The following is a 1,308-nucleotide window of genomic DNA, read 5'->3' on the forward strand; positions in this document are numbered from 1 at the left end:
CTCAGTGTCATTGTCGGTGTTGCCGCTGTTGCGGTGGTTGGGTTCTTTCCCATCTGGAGTCTGGCTCAAAACATGCATGCCTGTCCGCGCAGGGCTGGCCTTCGAGGATTCTGCCGGCACCAGATGGGAAGGACCGACCGGCGTGACTTGATAGGAGCGTGGCACCGCCCCCACTGAGATGTGTCCGCCGGCCGGCCCGACCTTCTACCCATCCCGTTCGATGAAAGAAGGCACCGTCCATGATTGTTCTTGGCGCCGATGTACACAAGCGCACCCACACCTTCGTCGCCGTGGACGAACGAGGCCGCAAGGCCGCAGAGAAAGTGGTCCCAGCAACAACTGAGGGGCACCTGGCGGCGTTGGCCTGGGCCAAAACCGTCTTCGGCAACGACCTGCTGTGGGGCATCGAAGACTGCCGCAATCTCTCGGCACGCCTCGAGCGTGACCTGCTCTCGGCCGGCCAGAAGGTGGTGCGGGTGGCGCCGAAACTGATGGCCCACGAACGTGCCGGCGCCCGCACGCGCGGCAAGTCCGATCCCATCGACGCACTGGCGGTGGCCCGCGCGGTGCTACGCCATCCCGACCTTCCCGTCGCGGCCCACGACGAGGTCTCACGCGAACTGAAGTTACTTGTCGACCGGCGCGAAGACCTGGTGGGACAACGCACGGCCACCATCAACCGACTGCTGGAACGCATCCACGAACTCGACCCCACCCAAGCGCCGAAGAAGGCTTCACTGGATCGCGCCAAGACCCAGACCGCCCTGGCGGCATGGTTGGCCACCCAGGACGGGCTACTGGCCGAATTGGCCACCGACGAACTCGGCGACATCATCCGCCTCACCCTGGCCATCAACGAACTCACCGAACGCATCACCGACACCGTGCAAGCCGTCGCGCAGAACCTGCTCGCTCTACCCGGCTGCGGCGCGCTGACCGCCGCCAAACTCGTCGGCGAAACCGCCGGCATCGCACGATTCAAAAGCGAAGCCGCCTTCCCCTGCCACAGCGGCACCGCACCCATCCCCGTCTGGTCGGGCAACACCGCAGGCCGCATGCGGCTCAGCCGATCCGGCAACCGACAACTCAACGCTGCCCTACACCGCATCGCACTGACCCAGATCCGCCTCACCGACAGCCCCGGACACGCCTACTACAACAAGCGACTGGCCGCCGGCGACTCCACCCGCGAAGCCCTACGCTGCCTCAAACGACGCCTCGCCCGCGTCATCTACAACCGCCTCCACACCGACGAGAAATCACGACGCCCTACACCCCACGCCACCGCTGCTTGACATAGGAGCACAC

The 1,308-nt window shown here is 65.4% G+C and carries 1 protein-coding gene; it reads left to right on the forward strand.

The genetic code is table 11. The annotated features are described in order from the left end of the window. Positions 1 to 239: 239 nt before the first annotated feature. Positions 240 to 1,295: an IS110 family RNA-guided transposase gene (locus AWC16_RS20545; RefSeq protein ID WP_085266572.1), complete on the forward strand. Its 1,056-nt coding sequence runs from the start codon at positions 240 to 242 to the stop codon at positions 1,293 to 1,295. Positions 1,296 to 1,308 lie beyond the last annotated feature (13 nt).

Source organism: Mycolicibacter longobardus, assembly GCF_002102265.1.
Lineage (GTDB): Bacteria > Actinomycetota > Actinomycetes > Mycobacteriales > Mycobacteriaceae > Mycobacterium > Mycobacterium longobardum.